Annotated in this window: 6 protein-coding genes and 2 rRNA genes; all 8 read left to right on the top strand. The window is 61.0% G+C overall.

Annotation, left to right across the window (positions count from 1 at the left end; translation table 11 throughout):
• Window positions 1–2,888: ribosomal RNA gene (locus ACQKPE_RS12675) — 23S ribosomal RNA — on the top strand; the annotation flags it as partial.
• A gap of 138 nt (window positions 2,889–3,026) precedes the next feature.
• Window positions 3,027–3,142, top strand: a 5S ribosomal RNA gene (rrf, locus tag ACQKPE_RS12670).
• 173 nt (window positions 3,143–3,315) lie between these two features.
• Window positions 3,316–6,798: an exodeoxyribonuclease V subunit gamma gene (gene recC, locus ACQKPE_RS12665; protein ID WP_427666269.1), complete on the top strand. Its 3,483-nt coding sequence runs from the start codon at window positions 3,316–3,318 to the stop codon at window positions 6,796–6,798.
• The gene (gene recB, locus ACQKPE_RS12660) at window positions 6,795–10,469 is read left to right on the top strand and encodes an exodeoxyribonuclease V subunit beta (protein WP_427666267.1); all 3,675 of its coding nucleotides are present in this window, start codon (window positions 6,795–6,797) and stop codon (window positions 10,467–10,469) included. Before recC ends, recB begins: the two co-directional genes overlap by 4 nt.
• Window positions 10,466–12,544 (top strand): exodeoxyribonuclease V subunit alpha, encoded by a 2,079-nt coding sequence (gene recD / locus ACQKPE_RS12655; protein WP_427666266.1) that lies wholly within the window; start codon window positions 10,466–10,468, stop codon window positions 12,542–12,544. Before recB ends, recD begins: the two co-directional genes overlap by 4 nt.
• Window positions 12,545–12,659: 115 nt before the next feature.
• A complete protein-coding gene (locus tag ACQKPE_RS12650; RefSeq protein WP_427666264.1) occupies window positions 12,660–13,193 on the top strand; it encodes a YfiR family protein in 534 nt (177 codons plus the stop codon).
• A complete protein-coding gene (locus ACQKPE_RS12645; protein ID WP_427666262.1) occupies window positions 13,190–14,467 on the top strand; it encodes a diguanylate cyclase domain-containing protein in 1,278 nt (425 codons plus the stop codon). Before ACQKPE_RS12650 ends, ACQKPE_RS12645 begins: the two co-directional genes overlap by 4 nt.
• Window positions 14,464–14,964, top strand: coding sequence for an OmpA family protein (locus ACQKPE_RS12640; RefSeq protein ID WP_427666260.1), 501 nt, complete (start codon window positions 14,464–14,466; stop codon window positions 14,962–14,964). The genes ACQKPE_RS12645 and ACQKPE_RS12640 overlap by 4 nt, the downstream gene beginning before the upstream one ends.
• The last annotated feature ends 8 nt before the right edge of the window (window positions 14,965–14,972 follow it).

Genomic DNA, 14,972 nt, shown 5'->3' with positions numbered 1-14,972 from the left:
AGTGAAGAAGCGCATACGGTGGATGCCTTGGCAGTCAGAGGCGATGAAAGACGTGGTAGCCTGCGAAAAGCTTTGGGGAGTCGGCAAACAGACTGTGATCCAGAGATCTCTGAATGGGGGAACCCAGCCAGCACAAGCTGGTTATCTTGTACTGAATACATAGGTGCAAGAGGCGAACCAGGGGAACTGAAACATCTAAGTACCCTGAGGAAAAGAAATCAACCGAGATTCCCTTAGTAGTGGCGAGCGAACGGGGACCAGCCCTTAAGTTGGTTTGAGATTAGTGGAACGCTCTGGAAAGTGCGGCCATAGTGGGTGATAGCCCCGTACACGAAAATCTCTTTCCAATGAAATCGAGTAGGACGGAGCACGAGAAACTTTGTCTGAACATGGGGGGACCATCCTCCAAGGCTAAATACTACTGACTGACCGATAGTGAACCAGTACCGTGAGGGAAAGGCGAAAAGAACCCCGGAGAGGGGAGTGAAATAGAACCTGAAACCGTATGCGTACAAGCAGTGGGAGCCTACTTTGTTAGGTGACTGCGTACCTTTTGTATAATGGGTCAGCGACTTATATTCAGTGGCGAGCTTAACCGAATAGGGGAGGCGTAGCGAAAGCGAGTCTTAATAGGGCGCTTTAGTCGCTGGGTATAGACCCGAAACCGGGCGATCTATCCATGGGCAGGTTGAAGGTTAGGTAACACTGACTGGAGGACCGAACCGACTACCGTTGAAAAGTTAGCGGATGACCTGTGGATCGGAGTGAAAGGCTAATCAAGCTCGGAGATAGCTGGTTCTCCTCGAAAGCTATTTAGGTAGCGCCTCATGTATCACTGCTGGGGGTAGAGCACTGTTTCGGCTAGGGGGTCATCCCGACTTACCAAACCGATGCAAACTCCGAATACCAGCAAGTGCCGAGCATGGGAGACACACGGCGGGTGCTAACGTCCGTCGTGAAAAGGGAAACAACCCAGACCGTCAGCTAAGGTCCCAAAGTCATGGTTAAGTGGGAAACGATGTGGGAAGGCTTAGACAGCTAGGAGGTTGGCTTAGAAGCAGCCACCCTTTAAAGAAAGCGTAATAGCTCACTAGTCGAGTCGGCCTGCGCGGAAGATGTAACGGGGCTCAAACCATGCACCGAAGCTACGGGTATCACCTCTGGTGATGCGGTAGAGGAGCGTTCTGTAAGCCTGTGAAGGTGAGTTGAGAAGCTTGCTGGAGGTATCAGAAGTGCGAATGCTGACATGAGTAACGACAATGCGAGTGAAAAACTCGCACGCCGAAAGACCAAGGTTTCCTGCGCAACGTTAATCGACGCAGGGTTAGTCGGTCCCTAAGGCGAGGCTGAAAAGCGTAGTCGATGGAAAACAGGTTAATATTCCTGTACTTCCAGTTATTGCGATGGAGGGACGGAGAAGGCTAGGCCAGCTTGGCGTTGGTTGTCCAAGTTTAAGGTGGTAGGCTGAGATCTTAGGCAAATCCGGGATCTCAAGGCCGAGAGCTGATGACGAGTGCTCTTTAGAGCGCGAAGTGGTTGATGCCATGCTTCCAAGAAAAGCTCCTAAGCTTCAGATAACTGGGAACCGTACCCCAAACCGACACAGGTGGTTAGGTAGAGAATACCAAGGCGCTTGAGAGAACTCGGGTGAAGGAACTAGGCAAAATGGCACCGTAACTTCGGGAGAAGGTGCGCCGGCGAGGGTGAAGGACTTGCTCCGTAAGCCCATGCCGGTCGAAGATACCAGGCCGCTGCGACTGTTTATTAAAAACACAGCACTCTGCAAACACGAAAGTGGACGTATAGGGTGTGACGCCTGCCCGGTGCCGGAAGGTTAATTGATGGGGTTAGCGCAAGCGAAGCTCTTGATCGAAGCCCCGGTAAACGGCGGCCGTAACTATAACGGTCCTAAGGTAGCGAAATTCCTTGTCGGGTAAGTTCCGACCTGCACGAATGGCGTAACGATGGCGGCGCTGTCTCCACCCGAGACTCAGTGAAATTGAAATCGCTGTGAAGATGCAGTGTATCCGCGGCTAGACGGAAAGACCCCGTGAACCTTTACTATAGCTTTGCACTGGACTTTGAGCTTGCTTGTGTAGGATAGGTGGGAGGCTTTGAAGTGGGGACGCCAGTTCTCATGGAGCCATCCTTGAAATACCACCCTGGCAACCTTGAGGTTCTAACTCAGGTCCGTGATCCGGATCGAGGACAGTGTATGGTGGGTAGTTTGACTGGGGCGGTCTCCTCCCAAAGAGTAACGGAGGAGTACGAAGGTGCGCTCAGACCGGTCGGAAATCGGTCGTAGAGTATAAAGGCAAAAGCGCGCTTGACTGCGAGACAGACACGTCGAGCAGGTACGAAAGTAGGTCTTAGTGATCCGGTGGTTCTGTATGGAAGGGCCATCGCTCAACGGATAAAAGGTACTCCGGGGATAACAGGCTGATACCGCCCAAGAGTTCATATCGACGGCGGTGTTTGGCACCTCGATGTCGGCTCATCACATCCTGGGGCTGAAGCCGGTCCCAAGGGTATGGCTGTTCGCCATTTAAAGTGGTACGCGAGCTGGGTTTAGAACGTCGTGAGACAGTTCGGTCCCTATCTGCCGTGGACGTTTGAGATTTGAGAGGGGCTGCTCCTAGTACGAGAGGACCGGAGTGGACGAACCTCTGGTGTTCCGGTTGTCACGCCAGTGGCATTGCCGGGTAGCTATGTTCGGAAGAGATAACCGCTGAAAGCATCTAAGCGGGAAACTTGCCTCAAGATGAGATCTCACTGGGATCTTGAATCCCCTAAAGGGCCGTCGAAGACTACGACGTTGATAGGTTGGGTGTGTAAGCGCTGTGAGGCGTTGAGCTAACCAATACTAATTGCCCGTGAGGCTTGACCATATAACACCCAAGCAATTTGAGCGCACGACGCCAAATTGTGGTGGTGAAGACGAAACAGCCGAAGATTCGTAGCCTCACAAATTCACATATCCGAATGCAGCCCAGCGTGTTCATTGAACAGGCCAGGCCACAGAATTTCTTGACGACCATAGAGCATTGGAACCACCTGATCCCATCCCGAACTCAGCAGTGAAACGATGCATCGCCGATGGTAGTGTGGGGTTTCCCCATGTGAGAGTAGGTCATCGTCAAGATTCATTTCGCAAAACCCCTATCTGCGCGAGCAGGTAGGGGTTTTGTCTTTTCCGGGGTACGGATTTCTTTCCCACAGAAGAATGCGCGCGGTCGCACAGTACCTCGCACTGCTGCCAAGCGATCCCCGTGATATGTTTCCCTCTCAGATCCAATCGCTTTCAGAGAGCGCGCAATGGCTTACAGCACTTCACTTCCCCCTGGCTTCATGATCGTCCACGGCAACCGCCTGGATGACCTGCGCAGCCTGGTAGTGAGTTGGATGCGACGCTACCCGTTGGCCCCCTTGGAGAGCGAAATCGCCCTCGTCCAGAGCAACGGTATTGCCCAGTGGTTGAAGCTGGCCTTGGCCGAAGATCCGCAGGAAGGCGACCAGGGTGGTTGCGGTATCGCTGCTGCCATCGATGTGCAGTTGCCTGGCAGTTTCCTGTGGCAGCTGTACCGGCGTGTGCTGGGGCGCGACGAAATTCCTGAAGTCTCTCTACTCGACAAGGCTCCGCTGACCTGGCGCTTGATGCGGCTGCTGCCTGAACTGATCGACCGCCCGCACTTCCAGCCCCTGAAGCGCTTTCTCACCGATGACAGCGACCTGCGCAAGCGTTACCAGCTCGCCGAGCGCTTGGCCGATCTGTTCGACCAATACCAGGTCTACCGCGCAGACTGGCTTAAGGACTGGGCAACCGGTGATCATGTGCTCAACACCGCCCGCAATGAGCGTAAACCACTGGCGCCTGACAACTGCTGGCAGGCTGAACTGTGGAAGGCATTGCTCGAGGACGTAGGCGAGGCCGGTATGGCGCAAAGCCGAGCAGGTGTGCACCAACGCTTCGTCGAGCGCATCGCCACCCTTGAACAGGCCCCATCAGGGCTGCCCTCGAGGGTTATCGTGTTCGGTATTTCTTCACTGCCGGCACAAGCCCTGGAAGCCCTGGCGGGCCTTGCTCGCTTCAGCCAAGTGTTGCTATGCGTGCACAACCCTTGCCGCCACCACTGGGCGGATATCGTCGCCGACAAAGATCTGCTCCGCCATCAGTACAAGCGTCAGCAACGCAAGCAAGGCATGCCCCTGCAGCTGGATGACGAGGCGATGCACCAACATGCCCACCCATTGCTCGCCGCCTGGGGCAAGCAGGGCCGTGACTACATTAACTTGCTCGACAGCTATGACGATCCGGATAGCTACAGCGGCGTCTTCAGCGACGGTCGCATCGATTATTTCAACAGCGAGACACCTGGCACGCTGCTCAACCAATTACAGGACGATATTCTCGAACTACGTCCTCTGTCGGAAACGCGTGAGCAATGGCCAATGGTCGACCCGACCAAGGACCGCTCGGTACGGTTCCACATCGCCCACAGCCCCCAGCGCGAAGTGGAGATTCTCCACGACCAATTGCTGGCCCGCTTCAGTGCCGACCCGACGCTTCGTCCTCGGGATGTCATCGTCATGCTTCCGGCGATCGACGACTACGCACCGCATATCCGCGCCGTATTCGGGCAGCTTGAACGTACGGACCCGCGCTACATCCCCTTCACCCTCACCGACCAGGGCCAGCGAGGTCGCGACCCGCTGCTGATTGCCCTGGAACATCTGCTCAAGCTGCCCGACAGCCGCTTCGCCGTCAGCGAAGTGCTCGACTTGCTGGACGTCCCTGCAATACGCGCTCGCTTCGCGATTCAAGAGAGCGACCTGCCAACCCTGCATCGCTGGATCGAAGGCGCCGGTATCCGTTGGGGGCTCAGTGCCGAACAACGTGCCAGCCTGTGCCTGCCAAAGGGGCTTGAGCAGAACAGTTGGCGTTTTGGCGTACGGCGCATGCTGCTCGGTTACGCAGTCGGCGTGGGTGAAGGCTACGACGACATCGAGCCCTACGATGAAATTGGTGGCCTAGACGCCGCGCTGATCGGCCCACTAGTGGCCCTGCTGGATGCGTTGGATATCGCCTGCCGGACGCTCGCACAACCTGCGACTGCCACTGAATGGGGCGCCCGTTTGCACGCGCTGCTACAGGTGTTTTTCCTGGCTGAAAGCGAGCACGACGAACTGCTTCTGGTGCAGTTGCAAGACTTGCGCGACACCTGGCTCGAAACCTGTGAAACCGTTGGTTTGCATGATCTGTTGCCGCTCACTGTGGTACGTGAAGCCTGGCTCGCGGGGCTTGATCAAGGCAAGTTGTCCCAGCGCTTCCTGGCCGGTTCGGTGAACTTCTGTACCCTCATGCCCATGCGTGCCATTCCGTTCCGCGTGGTATGCCTGCTGGGCATGAACGATGGCGATTACCCTCGCGCGCAACAACCCCTCGATTTCGACTTGATGGCCAGTGACTACCGCCCTGGCGATCGCTCTCGGCGTGAGGACGACCGTTACCTGTTGCTCGAGGCACTGCTGTCGGCACGTGACCAGCTGTATGTGAGCTGGGTTGGGCGAAGCATTCGAGACAACAGTGAGCGACCGGCTTCTGTACTGATCGGCCAATTGCGCGACCATCTGGCTAGCGGCTGGAAACTGCTGGGGGCCAAGGCTGGGCAGCGTGAGGATGCAGGCCAGCAACTGCTCCATGCCCTTACCCAGGAGCACCCCTTGCAACCGTTCAGCCAGCGTTATTTCCAGAAAGGTAGTGCGTTGTTCAGCTACGCCCATGAATGGCAGGTGTTGCATTTTCCTGCCGAGGCTGCACCTGTTGCTGCGGGCGACCTGGAGCCATATAGCAGCGATGAGCCCCTAAGCCTGAGCCAACTACAGGACTTCCTGCGTAATCCCGTCCGGCATTTCTTCACCCAGCGCCTGAAGGTGTTCTTCGAAACCCTGGAGGCTCCTACTCCCGACGAAGAACCCTTCGTGCTCGATGCCCTGCAACGCTACAGCCTGAGCGAACAACTGCTTACTGCCGCGCTGGCTGAGCCAGACAACGCCGAGCAAGCCTTGAGAGGACAGGCGCGTCGACTGCAGGCCTGTGGCCTGCTGCCCCTGGCGGGCTTCGGCGAGAGCCTGCAGATCGAGTTGACCCAGCCGCTACCCGATCTCCTACAGCGTCATCGCCAATTGCTGGCCCGTTGGCCGGAAGTGGTCGAGGGGGCGCTGCCGATACATTTCGAGCACGGCGCCTTGTGCCTCGAGGGTTGGTTGGGGCGTGTCCACCAAGGCGAAAGCCCGGGGCTGTTGAGTATTACCACGTTGCCCAACAGCCTTGGCGTCGGGCGCAACGGCCTCAAGTGGCACCGCCTGATTCCTGCCTGGGTGATGCACCTTGCGGCATGTGCATCAGGTTACCCATTGCACAGTGCCCTGGTGGCCAGCGACCTGACATTGCTGCTTGAGCCTTTGCCCCGGGACCAGGCAGGCGAGCTGCTGAAGGATCTGCTGGTGGCCCGCCACGCCGCGATGAACGCGCCATTACCGGTCGCTACCAAGACTGCATTCGCCTGGCTGGCACAGCAGGACCCGGAGAAGGCCATGGTCGCTGCGCAGCGCGCCTACGAAGGGGACGGGCAGAACAGCTTCGGTGAGCGCAGCGAAAGCCTGGCATTGGTCCGCCAATTTGGCGACTTCGCGGCCCTGGTTGCCGACGAAACCTTCGAAGGCTGGTGTGAAACCTTGTACCGCCCGCTGTTCGCCGCTCCCTGGCGAACCATCGCTAACCCGGAGGATGGGCAATGATCCAGGCTCGTCCCTTGGCGCTGCGCTTTCCCCTGCACGGCAGCCAGCTGATCGAGGCCAGTGCCGGTACTGGTAAGACCTTCACCATCTCGGCCCTTTATCTGCGTCTGATCCTCGGCCACGGAGGTGAGCAAGGCTTCTCTCGCGAGTTGTTGCCGCCGCAGATCCTGGTAGTGACCTTCACCGATGCTGCCACCAAAGAGCTGCGTGAACGCATCCGTGGGCGCCTCGCCGAGGCCGCGCGGTTCTTCCGGGGCGAACTGGACGACGCCGATCCGCTGTTGCACCTGTTGCGTGCCGATTACCCCGCCGAGCACTGGGCGCGCTGTGCAAGCCGCCTGGAAATTGCCGTGCAGTGGATGGACGAGGCGGCAGTGTCGACCATCCACGGCTGGTGCCAGCGCATGTTGCGCGAGCATGCTTTCGACAGCGGCAGCCTGTTTACCCAGACCCTGGAAACGGACCACAGCGAGCTGCTGGGCCAGGTCATGCGCGACTACTGGCGGCGCTTCTGCTACGGCATGCGTGGAGAGGCCTTGGCGTGGGTGCGTAGCCATTGGGTGAGCCCTGGTGCATTGCTGCCACGGATTCGACCGCTGTTTGGCCGGGTCGATGCCGCCCAGCACGAGGTCTCTCCTGATGCCCTGATCGATGAGGCCTTGCAGCAACGTGCCTCGCAACTTGAACAGCTCAAGGCGCCCTGGTCGCGATGGGCGGATGAGCTGCAGGGTATCTGCAACGCTGCCGTGGCCGCCAAGCAGGCCGATGGCCGCAAGCTTCAGGCGCGCTACTTCGAACCCTGGTTCGACAAACTGCGCGCATGGGCGAGCGACGAACAGGCCGTGGAGCTGGAGCTGGGCACTGGCTTCACACGCCTGACACCTAGCGGCATGGCTGAAGCCTGGAAGTTGGGAGCGCCACCAGACCACCCGGCCTTGGATGCCATGCAAGCCCTGCCGTCGCAGTTGAACAGCCTGCCAGGGCCCGATGTGCAGGTGCTCGAGCACGCCGCTGCCTGGGTGTCGGCTCGCTTCGAGGTGGAGAAACGTCGGCGCGCCGAGATGGGCTTCGATGACATGCTGCTGCGCCTGGAACACGCGTTGTCCGGTGAGGCCGGTGAGCGCCTGGCCGGGCTTATCCGTGAGCAGTTCCCGGTCGCATTGATCGATGAATTCCAGGATACCGACCCCGTCCAATACGGGATCTTCGAGCGCATCTACAAGATCACCGAGAACAACCCGCAAACCGGGCTGTTCATGATCGGCGACCCGAAGCAGGCGATCTACGCCTTCCGCGGGGCCGATATCTTCACCTACCTGGCGGCGCGGCGTGCCACCGCGGGGCGTTTGCACAGCCTGGATACCAACTATCGCTCCAGCCAGGCGATGGTCGAGGCCGTCAACCGGGTGTTCTTGCAAGCCGAGGCGCGTGCCGAAGGGCGGGGAGCCTTCCTGTTTCGCGAGGCGGGCGACAACCCGTTGCCGTTCGTCGACGTCCGGGCCAAGGGGCGCAGCGAACACCTGGTGGTCGACGGCCAGCCATGTGCTGCCTTGCAGTGCTGGCAGTTGCCCAGTGAAGAGCCGGTTTCCAGTACCCACTACCGTCAACAGATGGCCGCCAGCTGTGCAAGCCATATAGTGGCCTTGCTCAATGGTGGGCAGCGCCAGCTCACAGGTTTCAGCCGCGATGGTGTGCTCACTGCGTGCATGCCGTCGGACATTGCCATCCTCGTGCGCGACGGCCGTGAGGCCCAACTGGTTCGTGCCGAACTGACTGCGCGCGATGTCCGCAGCGTCTACCTGTCGGACAAGGATTCCGTGTTCGCTTCGCAGGAAGCCCACGACTTGCTGGCTTGGCTCAAGGCCTGCGCCGAACCGGACAACGAACGCCTGCTCAAGGCCGCCCTGGCCAGCCTGACCCTCGACCTGCCTTTGCTCGAATTGGAACGACTGAACCAGGATGAGAGGGTTTGGGAGGCGTGGGTCATGCGTTTCCGTCTGTACCGCGAGACCTGGCAGCGCCAAGGCGTATTGCCGATGCTGCGGCGCTTGCTGCACGACTTCCAGTTGCCACGCACGCTGATAGGCCGCAGCGATGGCGAGCGGGTGCTGACCAACCTGCTCCACCTGGCCGAACTGCTGCAACAAGCCGCTGGCGAGTTGGATGGCGAGCAGGCGTTGATCCGCCACCTGGCCGATCAGTTGGCTGGCTCCGGGCTGGCAGGGGACGAGCAAATCCTGCGCCTGGAAAGTGACGAGCAATTGGTTAAGGTGGTGACCATCCACAAGTCCAAGGGCCTGGAGTATCCGCTGGTCTACCTGCCATTCATCTGCACCAGCAAACCGGTGGATGGCCAGCGTCTGCCGCTGGCCTGGCATGACAGTGAGGGGCGCGCCCACCTGACTCTCACCCCAGGCGAAGAGGAAATCGCACGTGCCGACGATGAGCGCCTGGCCGAAGACCTGCGGCTACTCTACGTCGCTCTTACTCGGGCCAAGCATGCCTGCTGGTTGGGGGTCGCGGACCTCAAGCGGGGTAGCCAGAAGGTGTCTCAGTTGCACCGTAGCGCGCTGGGCTACCTGCTTGGCGGCGGTGAGCCGCTGGCGACATCCGGGCAACTCGCGCAATGGCTGCAAGCCCTGCGCGGCGACTACGACAGCATTGTGTGCATGGCTCTGCCAGAGGCCACCGCGCAGCGCTATATCGCAGCCGATGACGGCGCTGAGCTGTTACCTGCGCGCAAGCCTCGCCGTGCGGCATCGGAACAATGGTGGATCGCTTCGTACAGCGCCTTGCGCATTGGCGAGCAAACCCTCGGTGCCGACAGCTCCCAGGCCCAGCAACTGCTGGATGACGAGGGCCATGATGGCCAACTGGCGAGTGAGCGGGTGGCCCAGGGGGGGGATATCCATCGCTTTCCCCGTGGCCCAAACCCCGGCACCTTCCTCCATGGCCTGCTGGAGTGGGCGGGGCGTGAAGGTTTTGCCGAGGTGAGTGCGCAGCCCGCGCTGATCGAGCATACGATAGGCCAGCGTTGTAACCGCCGTGACTGGACCGGCTGGATTCCCGCCCTGACCCAATGGTTGCAGCAACTGCTGGACCAGCCCATGGCAGTGACTGCAGGGGGGCAGACGCTCAGGCTTACGCAGCTACGGCACTATCAGGTCGAGATGGAGTTCTGGTTCGCCAGCCACAAGGTGGATGCGGTGCGCCTCGATCAACTGGTCACCCGAGCGACACATGGCGGCGCAGCGCGGCCGGCGGCCCTGGCAACCCAGCTCAACGGCATGTTCAAGGGCTTCATCGACTTGGCTTTCGAGCTGGATGGCCGCTACTACGTGGCGGACTACAAGTCCAACTGGCTCGGCCCCGATGACCAGGCCTACAGTGCCCCGGCCATGGAGCAGGCGATCCTCGAGCATCGCTACGACCTGCAGTACGTGCTCTACCTGCTGGCCCTGCATCGCCAACTGCGTGCACGCCTACCCGATTACGACTACGACCGCCATATCGGCGGTGCCTTTTTCATATTCCTGCGGGGTATTGGCAGCGCAGGCCATGGCTTGACCTTCGCGAGGCCGCCACGGGCATTGATCGAGCAGCTCGATGCGCTGTTCCGGGGCGCGGCAGAGCCCGCACAGCAAGACCTGTTTGCCGGAGCCGCTCCATGAGCCGAAGCCTTGATGACCTGTTGCCCACCGCTTTGCAAGCCGAGCAGCTTGCAACCCTGGCACCGTTGCGTAGCAACCAGGACCTGCTGGTACTGCTCGACCGCTGGGTCGAGCGTGGCTGGCTGCGCGCGTTGGACCGTGCGTTCGTGAACTTCCTCGAGGAGCGAGTGCCGGGCAGCGACCCTTTGCTGTTGCTGGCCGCTGCCCTGGCCAGCCATCAGCTGGGCCATGGCCATGTCTGCCTGGACCTCGGGCAGACCCTGGCCGAGCCGGACTTCGCCTTGTCACTACCCCCGGAAGGTGATGCCTTGGCTGGGCCGTTATTATTGCCTTCGCAACTGCTCGTCGGCCTTGACCTCGAAACCTGGCGCCAGCGCATCGCGGGTAGCGCCCTGGTGGCCCTTGGCGATGCGCCGGGGCAGGGCGCACGCCCGCTGGTGCTCAGTGGCCTGCGTCTGTACCTGCGCCGCTACTGGCGTTACGAGCGACGTATCGACGCTATCTTGCACCAACGTCTGCAAACGCAGCAGGCGATCGGCGCCGACCTGTCGATGCGCTTGGTGCAGTTGTTCCAGGAAGGCGCCCCTGGCGACCAGATCGATTGGCAAAAGCTCGCCTGCGCCCTGGCCACCCGTGCGGCCTTCAGCATCGTCACGGGTGGCCCCGGCACTGGCAAGACCACTACCGTGGTGCGTTTGCTGGCCCTGTTGCAGGCACCGGCGGTTGAGCAAGGCCGCCCCTTGCGAATTCGCCTGGCAGCACCGACCGGCAAGGCTGCCGCGCGCTTGACCGAGTCCATTGGCCAGCAGGTCGAGCGCCTTCAGGTGGGTAGCGATGTCCGCGCGCAGATCCCTACTGAGGTCAGTACTGTTCACCGCTTGCTGGGCAGCCGCCCAGGGTCGCGGCATTTCCGTCATCATGCCGGTAACCCGCTGCCGTTGGATGTGCTGGTGGTGGACGAAGCGTCGATGATCGACCTGGAAATGATGGCCAACCTGCTAGACGCGCTGCCACCACGCGCGCGCCTGGTGCTTCTGGGCGATAAAGACCAGCTGGCTTCGGTAGAGGCCGGTGCGGTGCTCGGCGACCTGTGTCGCGATGCAGAGGAGGGCCGCTATTCACCGGCCACCCAGGCATGGCTCGAGCAGGTGGGCGGGCAATCGCTGTCGGCAAGTGGCCTGCAGCCCGGTGATGAGCGCCTCAACCCCTTGGCCCAGCAGGTGGTGATGCTGCGTCACTCGCGACGCTTCGGCGAGGGCAGTGGCATCGGCCAGCTGGCGCGGCTGGTCAATCGCCAGCAGGTCCAGGCCGCCCGTGACCTGCTCAGCCTCCCGCCCGCCGATGTGTTTGCGCTGTCGTTGCGTAACGAGCAGGACCGGGCGTTCGACCGCTTCCTGTTGGATGGCCTCAACCAAGGGCCTGAAGGGCCGCAAGGCTATCGCCATTACCTGCGCAGTATTGGCCGGTTGCGTCCGGCCCCGGGTACGCTTATCGACGACCCGCGCTGGGAGCAGTGGGCTGGCGAAGTGCTGCGTAGCTTCGAAGACTTCCAGTTGCTGTGCGCGGTGCGCAAGGGGCCTTGGGGCGTGGAAGGGTTGAACGAGCGCGTGGCGCGTGTGCTCGGCACCGCCGGGCTGATCGACGCCCAGCAGCCCTGGTACGAAGGGCGGCCGGTCCTGGTCACTCGCAATGATTACGGCTTGGGCTTGATGAACGGCGATATCGGGATTGCCCTGCGCTTGCCTGACGAGCAAGGCGAGCCGTTGCTGCGGGTTGCCTTTCCACGCAACGATGGCTCAGGCGGGGTACGTTTCGTCCTGCCCAGCAGACTGAGCGAGGTTGAAACGGTGTTCGCAATGACGGTGCACAAGTCCCAGGGCTCGGAGTTCAGCCATACCGCCTTGGTGCTGCCCGATGCGCTTAACCCGGTACTGACCAAGGAGTTGGTCTATACCGGCATCACCCGCGCCAAGCACTGTTTCAGCCTGATCGAACCTAGGGTTGGAGTGTTCGAGGAGGCGGTCTCGCGCAAGGTGCGACGGATTTCCGGCCTTATGCTTGAGTGCGGGAGATAAACGTCAATACCTTGGCAGTAAGGCCTTGTGCTATCGTGCGGAATATCTGAGCGTAAGTTGAGAGATTTCCCACATGACGGTGGCTGTCTCGCCTAAGCGGCGTAAAGCGGGCGGTATGCTTGCCCTGTGGCTGGCCGCCCTGTTGACCCTCGCCGGGCCCTCTTGGGCGAACGACCCCGTGAGTGCAGCCCAGGCCCAGGAGCGTGCCAAGGCCGTGACCCAGGTGGTGCTTGGCATCTTGAGTTATGCCCGCTGGCCTGTGGCGCCTGTGCCTTTGCGGCTATGCCTGGTAGGCCCCACCGAATATGCCGACGACCTGATCAAAGGCAACGTGCAGAGCTCCGGGCAGCCGTTGCAGGTGCGGCGGCTATTGGCTGACGATGGGCAACTGGTCGGAGCCTGCGATGCCGTCTATATCGGCAAGCTCGACCAAAGCCAGCGCGAGCGGCTGTTCCAGACGCTCAACGGGCACCCGGTGCTGAGCATCAGCGAGTCCGACGACCTCTGCACGGTCGGCAGCCTGTTCTGCCTGCGGGTTGCCGACCAGCAGGTGACCTTCGACGTGAACCTCGACTCGGTGGCGCGTAGCGGCGTGCGTATCCACCCCAGCGTGCTGCAGTTGTCGCGGCGCAGGGCGGTGCAGCCGTGAAGCTCACGGGTAAGCGCGTGGTGCGACCAACTTTGCGCAGCGTGCTCGGCAGCGGTCACTTGAGCGTGGCGTTGCTGGCCGCAGGCTTGGTAGGAATCTCCCTCACGCTGCTTGGCGTACTGGCGTTGCGGGCGTACGCCAACCAGAACCTGGACCTGATCGCCCGCTCCATCACCTATACCGTCGAGGCGGCGGTGGTATTCGACGACAGCCCGGCGGCCAACGAGGTGTTGGCGCTGATAGCCGCCAGGGAAGAAGTTGCCGACGCCAAGGTGTTCAATAACGACGGCGAGCAGTTGGCGCACTGGCAGCGTAACGACACTGGCCTGTTCGCACCGCTGCAGGCGCACTTGGCCAGTGCCCTGTTGGCCGAGCCGATCAATCTGCCAATTCTTCATCAACAGCAGCAGGTCGGGCATATCGAACTGGTAGGCCAAGGCGGCAGCCTGCTGCGGTTCCTGCTCAGTGGGGTGGCGGGTGTGCTGCTGTGCACCCTGCTTAGCGCCGCGGTGGCGCTGTACCTGTCGCGGCGATTGTTCGGCGATATCGTACGTCCCTTGCGCAGCCTGGCCAGCGTCGCCCATGCTGCGCGCCGCGAGCGCAGCTTTGACCGGCGAGTGCCGCAAGCCCGTATCGCCGAGCTCAACGAGCTGGGCAACGACTTCAATGCCCTGCTCGATGAACTGGAGGTGTGGCAAAGCCACCTGGAGAGCGAGAACGCCACCCTGGCGCACCAGGCCAGCCACGACAGCCTTACCGGCCTGCCCAACCGTGCGTTCTTCGAGGGGCGGCTAAACCGCAGCCTACGTAATGCCGCCCGGCAGCAGGACCAACTGGCCTTGCTGTTCCTCGACAGCGATCACTTCAAACAGGTCAACGACACCTATGGTCACGCCGTGGGTGATGAAGTGCTGATCAACGTTGCCAGTCGTATTCGCGCACAGTTGCGCGAGCACGACCTGGTGGCGCGCCTGGGTGGCGACGAGTTCGCCGTACTGCTCACCCCCTTGCATGCACGGGAAGATGCCCAGCGTATTGCCGAGAAGATCGTCGCCAGCATGAAGCTGCCGATAACCCTGGACGATGGCAGCACCCTGAAGACCTCGCTAAGTGTCGGGGTCGCCTATTACCCAGACGATGGCCATGACTCAGCCAGTCTGTTCAATGCCGCCGACGCGGCGATGTACCAGGCCAAGCGCAAGCGCCGTGGCCATTGGCAAATGGCACAGCCGGAGCGCTTTGCCACAAATAAAAGCGAAGGAGCTGAACCGTGATACACCTTTTTCCCCGCCTGCGTTTCCCGCTGTTGACCTTGCTACTGGCCCTGCTGGTCCTGGGTGGCTGCCAAAGCGTGCCGCCCAAGGGGCTGACTGCCGAGCAGATTGCCGTGCTCAAGCGCGAAGGCTTCACTGCGAACGATGAGGGCTGGGCATTCGACCTGTCTGGCAAGGTGCTGTTCGGCAGCGACCTGGACAGCCTGAACGGTGAGAGCCAAGCCATCGTCGAACGTATCGGCAAGGCCTTGCTGTCGGTGAACATCCAGCAGGTGCGGGTGGATGGTCACACTGATGCCTCGGGCAAGGCGAGCTACAACCAGCAGCTCTCCGAGCGCCGGGCGCAGAGTGTGGCCCAGGCCTTGATCGGTGTCGGCATGCAACCCCAGAACATCCACACCCGCGGGCTGGGCAGCAGCAAGCCAGTGGCGGACAACCGCACCAGCGCCGGGCGCACGGAAAACCGTCGGGTGTCGATCGTGGTGGCGTCGAGCTGACCTACGCC

Source organism: Pseudomonas sp. NPDC089554 (genome assembly GCF_050280645.1).
Taxonomy (GTDB): domain Bacteria; phylum Pseudomonadota; class Gammaproteobacteria; order Pseudomonadales; family Pseudomonadaceae; genus Aquipseudomonas.
Note: the sequence above shows the minus strand (reverse complement) of the source record. Positions and strands in the feature narration are given on the sequence as shown.

What these genes read in the sequence shown, in the direction of transcription:
- recC (WP_427666269.1), top strand. Translation starts at nt 3,316, where the DNA reads ATGGCTTACAGCACTTCACTTCCCCCTGGCTTCATGATCGTCCACGGC.
- recB (WP_427666267.1), top strand. Translation starts at nt 6,795, where the DNA reads ATGATCCAGGCTCGTCCCTTGGCGCTGCGCTTTCCCCTGCACGGCAGC.
- recD (WP_427666266.1), top strand. Translation starts at nt 10,466, where the DNA reads ATGAGCCGAAGCCTTGATGACCTGTTGCCCACCGCTTTGCAAGCCGAG.
- ACQKPE_RS12650 (WP_427666264.1), top strand. Translation starts at nt 12,660, where the DNA reads ATGCTTGCCCTGTGGCTGGCCGCCCTGTTGACCCTCGCCGGGCCCTCT.